The organism is Skermania sp. ID1734 (assembly GCF_007489285.1).
GTDB lineage: Bacteria > Actinomycetota > Actinomycetes > Mycobacteriales > Mycobacteriaceae > ID1734.
This window is the reverse complement of record NZ_VLIY01000037.1, coordinates 1-8,412: the sequence shown is the minus strand read 5'-3', so window position 1 is coordinate 8,412 and position 8,412 is coordinate 1. Positions and strand designations below refer to the sequence as shown.

Genomic DNA, 8,412 nt, shown 5'->3' with positions numbered 1-8,412 from the left:
CTCAGCCGAGCGGGCGTTCCACTCGGCGCCGCACACAGCGTCGGCATCGGCGGAGAGCAGTGCGTTGATCATGGTCTGCAGCAGCTCGCGCATCAGATCCGGCGACGCGTCAGATAGGGCTTGGCCAAGCAGGCCTGCAGGGTCGACAATATGGGGTGCGGTCATCGCGATGACTCCTCGAGGATTCTTTAGACGGTTGACTCGAAAGATCACGCGGTGGCCGCTCTACATCCGTCAACGACACGGATGTCGGAGACGATCTCGGCCACCGAGTTACACCACTCTATGGGGCACTACTCTCGATCCACGCCGATCCGCGTGTCGTCATGACGAGCTCCGTGACGGAGTTCGCCCAGATATCTGGAACGTCGGTCGGGTCAGTTGTGCGGTTCTGCCAGAGGTTCGGTCTGCATGGCTTCCAAGAGTTCAAGCTCCTACTCTCGCGCGAAACCCCGCCCGATAGCCCGGGCCCGACCGATGCAGAGGATCCACTCATGAGCACTGTGCGGGGGACTCTGCGTGAAAGCGCGGACGCACTGGAAGCAACCGCCACTCACATCGACCTCAGCGACGTGACGACCATCGTCGACGCCCTAGCATCGGCCCGACGCATTCGGTTCGTAGCAGTGGGCACGTCCGCTCCGCTTGCCTCAGACGCAGCCTATCGACTTACGGCCCTCGGACTCGACGCGACGTTCACCCCCGACTTCATCGCCCAACACGTCGCCGTCCAGGGCCTTGATGAGCGCGACGTCTGCTTTGTCATCAGCCACACGGGATCGACGAAAACGACGCTCGAGGCGGCGCGCACCGCTGCCAATTCAGGAGCGAAAGTCATCGGCATCACGAGCTTCCTCACATCCCCGCTCACAGAGATCGCACACGCGCTGATCGTCGCGGGGAGCTCGGAGACGCGGCATCGAGTGGAGGCGATGACCAGCAGAATCGTGCATCTCTCACTTCTCGATGCCATCTACAGCGTGCTCACGATCCGAGTCAGCGGCGCGACGGAACGGCGTGACGAGGCCGAAAAACTCGTCAACTCCCACCGGATCTGATCCGGCTCGAGCCCCATAGACAGAGAGCGAAGATCGTGAACGGACAGGTCACCGACACCGACGGCAACCCGCTGGCGGACATCCGGGTAAGCGACGGGAACACCGTCGTGCATACTGCGGCCGACGGGAGGTTCCAGCTGGAGACGGACGCGCGTTTCGTGTTTGTGGTGCGTCCGGTGGGTTGGCGATGCAACCAATGGTACTTCGACGGTCGCGAATCCGAGGTGACCTTCACCCTGCAGGCGTCCCCAGTAACGCTTCCGCTTCGCTTCGCTCATCTCACGGACACGCACATCGGTGATGGCGGCAACTATCCGCAGCCCGCGGAACTTGGCACGGGTGAACGTTTGTCTACATTGCTGACCAAGATCGTCGAAGACCAACCGGACCTGCATTCCGCGATCATCACCGGTGACCTGACCGACCACGGCCTCCGCGAGCAATACCGCGAGTTCCGCGAAGCAATTTTCGACACACCAATCCCCGTGCATGTAATTCCCGGCAACCACGATCACATGACGGAACAGACGAGCGATGTCGTCAGCCGCAACGGCTACGCGATCCACTCCGGAGAACCGCGCCACTACGAAGCATTTCTCGGCCCGCGGTGGTATTCGTACGATCTTCCCGCACTGCACGTCGTCGCCATCGACTGGTTCACGCACGAGCTCGGCCGGGATCACGAACAGCAGAATGCCTGGCTGAGGGCCGACCTCGAAGCACTCGACGAGGACATTCCCTGGATCCTACTGTCGCATGATCAGCCAGGCTCCTCGATTCTCTCTGGGCTCCCGAGGCCCCCCATCGCTACATTCTCGGGGCATCGCCATACGTCGCGGGTCGTACGTACTGCGGACACGCTGCACGTCAACACTCCACCTGCGCTCTTCGGTGGCGTCGATCTTTCTCCGGCGACCTACCGCCTTATCACGTGGGACGGCGTAACGATCGGCGTCGAGACGCTCCCTACCGATCCGGATCCTGCCCAGACCCCCGCGGTACTCCTCCCAGCCGCGGCCGAAGCGGCGCGCTGGCGCCGGAGCGTCGGGACGCCCGGCCAGCGTGCCCCTTTCGCGATCGCCAAGGGCGTCATCGTTCTTCCCCTCGCCGATGACGACCACGCTTCGGGGGGTCTCTTCGCGGTCGACGCCGCGACGGGCGGGCTGCTCTGGCACGCCGACCTTGATGCTCCCGTGCGTTCGGCCCCCGTGGTGCACGGCGCGAGCGGCACGGTCCTGTGCACATCGGTATCCGGAACGACAGCGGCGTTCGAAATCTCCACGGGGCGACAGCTATGGCGGAAGCACACCCCCGACCCACTCAGGCTCTTCGGGTTCACTCCGCCAGCAATTCACGAGAATCTCGTCCTCGTGGGCGATCACTCCACCTTGCGCGCGCTCGACATCGACGACGGACACACGATCTGGGAGCGACGGGACATAGCGCCGTACCAGATCTTCGCCCTCCTCGCCGCGCCCGTCTTCTGGGAGCGACGGGCAGCCGACGACGCGTCGGCTCTCATCGTCTGGAGCGGATTCCCTGAGCCGCGAGTCCCTGTCCTCCTGGATCCGGAGACGGGCGAAACGTTCGGGGACCGACTTGCGGAGAGCAACACAGATCTCCTCGAATCGTTGCGCGGTTCGTCCCCCCTCCCGATCCGCACGCCGCTCATCGAACCTGCTACGGGTGATCTGATTGCGACCGGGATCACTGGAGTGTTCCGACGTCCCACGAACAACGACGCGGTGAGCTGGTTCCAAGCGAGCTCGATTCCGTGGAACCCGACGCCGCCGTACTGGACGCTGGAAGGAGTTCTGTTCTCCGACGCGGGAGGCAGCGTCTATCTCAGAGACGCGGCGAGCGGCGAGACACGCTGGCACGCAGAGGTCGCGGCTCGAAGTAATGCCTGCCTACTCACGTACAGGCGCACTCCTCATCCGCTCTTCGCGGCGCCGACGATCTTGGACAAGCAGGTCATCCTCCCAGCCCTCGACGGTGACATCATCACCCTCGATCTCGGTGATGGCGCCCTGCGCTCACGGTTCGCCACCGGCATCCCAATCCTCGTCTCCGTGCAGCGCTTCGAGGATACGACCGTCGTGCTCCACGCCGACGGCACACTCTGCGCCTACCCGAGCGCAATCGTGCAGGGGGAGGAGTCGTGAAGCACCGGAGTATCGGTTGGGTGCTCGTAGCACCCGCGCTCGCACTCATCGGATTGTTCGTGCTCTTGCCGGGCGTGCTTGCGCTCGTCGGCAGCCTCTTCCGCATCGATCTCGGCGACCGCACCGTATGGACCTGGGCCGGTATCGCGAACTACACGGCGATCCTCACCGACCCTGCGGTACAGCAGGCACTGTGGAACACGGTCGTCTACTCAGTCCTCACCATTGTTCCCAGCCTCGTGCTCGGACTCGGCACCGCCATGCTTGCGCACTCGTTTACTCGAGGTCGACCCGCGCTCCAAGTTCTGCTCTTTCTCCCCTTCGCCACCAATATGGTCGCGATGGCCGTCGTCTTCCGCTGGATCTTCGCGTCGAGAGGAGGCTTCGTCAACGAGGTCTTCGCCGTCGTCGGCATCGGACCCGTCAACTTCCTCGGCGATACCTCGACGGCGCTGTTCACTGTGGCTCTGGTGGGCATCTGGCGCCTGACATCCTTCGTGATGATCTTCTATCTCGCCGGCCTAACAAGTATTCCAACGGCGTTGCACGAGGCCGCCGCCGCCGACGGACTGGGCTCGTGGGCGAAGTTCCGACGGGTCACCCTTCCCCTGCTGCGCCCCATGACCGTGTTCGCGACGGTTATGGCCGTCCTGCAGTCGGTCCAGGTGTTCGACACCATCAACGTCATGACGGAAGGTGGCCCGCTCGGTTCCACCGAGACGGTGCTCACGATGACCTGGCGGCTTGGGTTCGTCTACTTCGACCTCGGCCAGGCGGCGGCGCTCGCATCAATGCTCCTTGTCGTCCTGGTTCTCATCGGAGTGATTCGGCGACGGGCATTTACTGGAGATAAGGAAACCGTATGACCACCAAAATCTCGCTCCGCCGCTCCCTGTCCCATTCTCTTCGGTGGCTGCTGGCTCTCGTTGCCATCACGATCTCGGTTTTCCCAGTGCTGTGGATGCTTCGCTTGTCGCTGTCTCCGGCTGACGAAGCAGTACTCGACGGTATCCAGCTCCTGCCGAGTTCTTTGGACTGGGGCAACTACGCACGAGCGTGGGAGAGTGCGGATCTCGGCCACGCAATGCTCAACGGAGCGCTGGTCACGGGCAGCATCCTGATCATCCAGATCATCACCGTGATCCCCGCGGGCTATGCGTTCGCAAAGCTCCGATTCCGAGGTCGCGACGCAGCCTTCGCTGTCATCCTCGCGTGTCTTCTGGTGCCGACGCAGGCTACAGCGCTGCCGTTGTACCTGGGCATCGGCTCCATCGGACTTGCGAATACCTTTGCGGCCTTGGTGCTCCCGTTCATGACCAGCGCGATCGGGATCTTTATGCTCCGTCAGCACATGATCACGATTCCCGACTCGCTCCTTGAGGCCGCGAAGGCGGACGGCCTCGGCACCCTCCGCACGCTCGTGCACGTCGTCGTCCCGTCGTCGATGCCGACGATCGCCGCGTTCGCAGTTTTGTCCGTCTTCACGCACTGGAACGACTATTTGTGGCCGCTACTAGTCGCCCGCGACCCTTCGCTGTACACACCGCCGCTGGCTCTTTCGATCTTCCAGCAGGCGGAGACCGGCACCGCGTACGGCGAGCTCGCTGCCGCAGCCATGCTCGTCACCCTCCCCATCGTGGTGCTGTTCATCGTCGCTCAACGCAAGTTCGTCACGGGCATCGCCGGTGGCGAACTGCCCGGGTGATGACAGTCAACCCGACTCCACAGTTTCACCTCCTCAATCCCACTTCCTATCTACGAAGGCGAAATCATGTCCCACTCACGCATCACACGAATGAGCGCATTGGGCGCCGGCCTCATCAGCTCCGTGCTCCTGCTCTCCGGGTGTTCCGCTCCCGCGGAAGAAGCTGCGCCTGCGACGCAGGCTGACATCGGGGAATGCTCACCGGACGGCGTCACCATCACCGCTCAGTACGCCAACCAGGGCCAAGCCGCGGCTGAGCTCGGCAAGAAGTCGATGGAGGAGACGTACCCCGGCCTCACAGTTGACCTCAAGGCCGCTCCCGAGGGAACGAGCTATGACGAGCTCACTCAGCAGATCGTCGCAGATATCGCTGCGGGATCCCGCCCGGACGTCATCATGCTAGGGCTCGATCAACTCCGATTCTGGGTCGAGAAATACAGCCCTCGCGAAATCGACCGGTCCTCGCTAAGAGACACCTACATCGACGACTACCTGGATGTCGGCACGCTCAACGGGAAAACTTACGTCGCACCCTTCCAGATCTCTGTTCCTGTGCTTTATACGAACACGACGCTCACGGAATCTGCGGGCGTCTCCGAGCTCCCGACCACGCATTCTGAGGTGCTCGACGGCGCTCGGCAGGTCCAAGAGAAGACAGATGTGACGACGCCGATCCAGATTCCTCGCGACAACATTGCCTGGTGGTTCGTGCAGGCTTTCGTCGGCAGCGGCGGGGCCGAGTACGCAAACGAGGATGGCACCGCTGGCTTTGACAACGAGGAGGGTTACGAGGCGCTGAAGATCTACGAAACCATCGGTGCAGAGAAGCTTCAAGACCCTGTGAGCTGGCAGGACTCGATCTCAGTCTTCTCCCGTGGAGAAGCTGCCTACTTCTTCGGCACACCCGCCGTGGGGGCCACCGTGGACGCCGCCGTCGGCGACTCCTTCGAGTGGACCATTTCCGACATGCCGATCCCCGATGGCGGAAGTGCTGTGCTCCCCGCTGGGGGTAACGGGTGGATGACCCTGTCCGACGATGAGTGCCGCTCGGCATACGCCGGAGAGCTCATCGGCGCGATGTTGGACCCCACGGTCATCGTGGAGAGCTCGAAAGCAAACAGCTATATCCCTGTGGATGTCGCCGCGAAGACCGAGCTGCTGGAGCTGGCGGAAGCACAGGGACCGCTCGGATACGCATGGCGCTATGAGGGAGTTCCTGTTGCCGGAGGCGGTTGGCCCGGAGAGAGCCTCGCGCGCACGAATCAATACTTGCAGGACATGGTGCAGGGGATGATCGACCAGGCTCAGCCTTCCAAAGAGATCGTTCCCGAAACCGTCAGCCGCATCGACGCACTGTCGAACTAGCCAGGGAAGAAGCTCCGTCATGTCTGCTGAAGTATCCCTCCGGCATCTGTCTAAGCGTTTCGGCGACGTCACCGCCATCGGCGATATCCATCTGGACGTCGCCGCGGGCGAATCGCTTGTCGTCCTCGGCCCTTCCGGCTCGGGGAAGTCGACCCTCTTGAGGATCGTTGCGGGGCTCGATTCGCTGGACACCGGAGAAGTCGTCATCGGGGGCACACCGCAGCAAGACTTGCCTCCCCACAGAAGAGACGTCGCGATCGTCTTCCAACACTTCGCGCTTTATCCCCATCTCAGTGCGCTTGAGAACATCACGCTCGGCCTGCGACACGGCCTGCGCCTCACCCGCGAAGAGGCACGGGCGCGGGCAATCGACCTGGCGCGGCGCATGGGTATTGGAGAGCTGCTGTCCCGGAAGCCGCGACAGATGTCCGGCGGACAGCGTCAGCGTGTTGCACTCGCGCGGGCGCTCGCGCGCAACGCGCGCGTCGTTCTGCTCGACGAGCCGCTCTCGGGACTTGACGCCCAGCTCCACGTCGCGCTGCGCCAGGAAATCGCCGATCTGATGCGCGCGACCGGTGCGACGTCCATCCACGTCACCCATGATCAGAGCGACGCGATGGCGCTGGCCGATCGCATTGCTGTCATCCGCGCGGGTCGAATCGAGCAGATAGGTACTCCGGAAGAGATTTACCACGATCCCGCGACGTCATTCGTCGCTGGTTTCATCGGGTCGCCACCCATGAACCTCTTTGACGGAGAGCGCAGGGACGGGGGGTATCGCACCGTCTTCGGTGTGATCGCCTCACCGCCCGCCTTCGCCTCCGAGAGGCCGCAGATTACCGAGCGACCGGCCTCGTCCATACGGTGATCTTCGAGGGAGAGACGCAGGTCCTTGAAATCACGGTGGATGGCGTCCCCGCCGCGGTTCGCACGGATCGCGGCGTCTCGGTTCATCGCGGCGAGTCCGTATCGATTGGCTTCAACGCATCGGACATTCTGCTGTTCGACGCCGAGACGGGTGCCCGATTGCCACGCGACGGTGCTCATGCCGAGTAGGGGCGGCGCCGTCCTGTGGGATCTCGATGGCACGCTCATCGACAGCGAGGCGAGCTGGGCGCACGCGTGCGAGCTTGGAGCGCATCCCTGGGATCCTGAACCGGCAGAGATCTCGGGCATCTCCATTCCTGGTCTTGCGGATCTCCTCCGTGAGCGTGGAGCTCGTAGTGAACGCCGTGTGGTCGTGAAACTGCTGGCGGAACGAATGGAGGATCTCAATCGTCGCGACGGAGTCTTGTGGCGCCCGGGGGCGCTCGACCTGCTGGAGACCCTGCAGCGTGCGGGCGTTTGCCAAGGACTCGTCACGATGTCCCCCTCGCGCACCGCAGCCACCGTCCTCGAACAGCTACCTCACCCATACTTCGCCGACGTAACGACGGCAGATATGGTCACCCGTCCGAAACCCGACCCAGAGGCCTACCGGACAGCTCTCCGCAACTTACGCGTCTCTGGCTCGCAATCCGTGGCAATAGAAGACTCCACCATTGGGGTGCATAGCGCGCGAGGCGCGGGTCTCCGCGTGATCGCCGTACGGGGCTCCCAACCCGTCGAGGCACAGGATGGCATCCAGGTATGGGAGTCGTTCCGTCATCGCGGGATCGATGACGTGATCGCGGCGGGCTTGCGACTCTGAGGCGTCTCTGGATCGAAAGCAGTGCCAGTACCCCTGCGCGTTGCACTGGAAACAAGCTCGCGAAACCCATGAATCTAGAGATATCTCACCGGCCGCACTGACTCGACTAGTCCCCGGGGAGCGTCCTCTCGAGTAGTGCCCCATAGAGTGGTGTAACTCGGTGGCCGAGATCGTCTCCGACATCCGTGTCGTTGACGGATGTAGAGCGGCCACCGCGTGATCTTTCGAGTCAACCGTCTAAAGAATCCTCGAGGAGTCATCGCGATGACCGCACCCCATATTGTCGACCCTGCAGGCCTGCTTGGCCAAGCCCTATCTGACGCGTCGCCGGATCTGATGCGCGAGCTGCTGCAGACCATGATCAACGCACTGCTCTCCGCCGATGCCGACGCTGTGTGCGGCGCCGAGTGGAACGCCCGCTCGGCTGAG

General features: G+C 63.0%; 8 protein-coding genes and 2 pseudogenes. 9 read left to right on the top strand and 1 reads right to left on the bottom strand.

The features are described from left to right. Positions 1 to 165, bottom strand: a pseudogene (locus FOS14_RS24305) (IS256 family transposase); the annotation flags it as partial. Positions 166 to 302: 137 nt separating this feature from the next. Between FOS14_RS24305 and FOS14_RS24300 the strand changes: the two are divergent. The 9 genes and pseudogenes from FOS14_RS24300 to FOS14_RS24260 all read left to right on the top strand — a co-directional run. Beyond that, positions 303 to 1,058, top strand: a complete 756-nt coding sequence (locus FOS14_RS24300) for a MurR/RpiR family transcriptional regulator (protein ID WP_255450596.1) — start codon at positions 303 to 305, stop codon at positions 1,056 to 1,058. Between the two features lie 35 nt (positions 1,059 to 1,093). Next, positions 1,094 to 3,223: a PQQ-binding-like beta-propeller repeat protein gene (locus FOS14_RS24295; RefSeq protein WP_069388522.1), complete on the top strand. Its 2,130-nt coding sequence runs from the start codon at positions 1,094 to 1,096 to the stop codon at positions 3,221 to 3,223. Continuing rightward, a complete protein-coding gene (locus FOS14_RS24290) occupies positions 3,220 to 4,089 on the top strand; it encodes a carbohydrate ABC transporter permease (RefSeq protein ID WP_227022450.1) in 870 nt (289 codons plus the stop codon). The genes FOS14_RS24295 and FOS14_RS24290 overlap by 4 nt, the downstream gene beginning before the upstream one ends. Further along, positions 4,086 to 4,928, top strand: a complete 843-nt coding sequence (locus FOS14_RS24285) for a carbohydrate ABC transporter permease (protein WP_069388521.1) — start codon at positions 4,086 to 4,088, stop codon at positions 4,926 to 4,928. Before FOS14_RS24290 ends, FOS14_RS24285 begins: the two co-directional genes overlap by 4 nt. Before the next feature lie 90 nt (positions 4,929 to 5,018). Next, on the top strand, positions 5,019 to 6,293 hold the full coding sequence (locus FOS14_RS24280) for an ABC transporter substrate-binding protein (RefSeq protein ID WP_083249475.1): 1,275 nt from the start codon (positions 5,019 to 5,021) through the stop codon (positions 6,291 to 6,293). 19 nt (positions 6,294 to 6,312) lie between these two features. Continuing rightward, a complete protein-coding gene (locus tag FOS14_RS24275; RefSeq protein WP_143773410.1) occupies positions 6,313 to 7,161 on the top strand; it encodes an ABC transporter ATP-binding protein in 849 nt (282 codons plus the stop codon). Then, positions 7,158 to 7,349, top strand: a complete 192-nt coding sequence (locus FOS14_RS24270; protein WP_255450594.1) for a hypothetical protein — start codon at positions 7,158 to 7,160, stop codon at positions 7,347 to 7,349. Before FOS14_RS24275 ends, FOS14_RS24270 begins: the two co-directional genes overlap by 4 nt. Next, positions 7,339 to 7,983 (top strand): HAD family phosphatase, encoded by a 645-nt coding sequence (locus FOS14_RS24265; RefSeq protein ID WP_185981933.1) that lies wholly within the window; start codon positions 7,339 to 7,341, stop codon positions 7,981 to 7,983. Before FOS14_RS24270 ends, FOS14_RS24265 begins: the two co-directional genes overlap by 11 nt. Before the next feature lie 264 nt (positions 7,984 to 8,247). After that, positions 8,248 to 8,412 (top strand): annotated as a pseudogene (locus tag FOS14_RS24260) (IS256 family transposase); the annotation flags it as partial.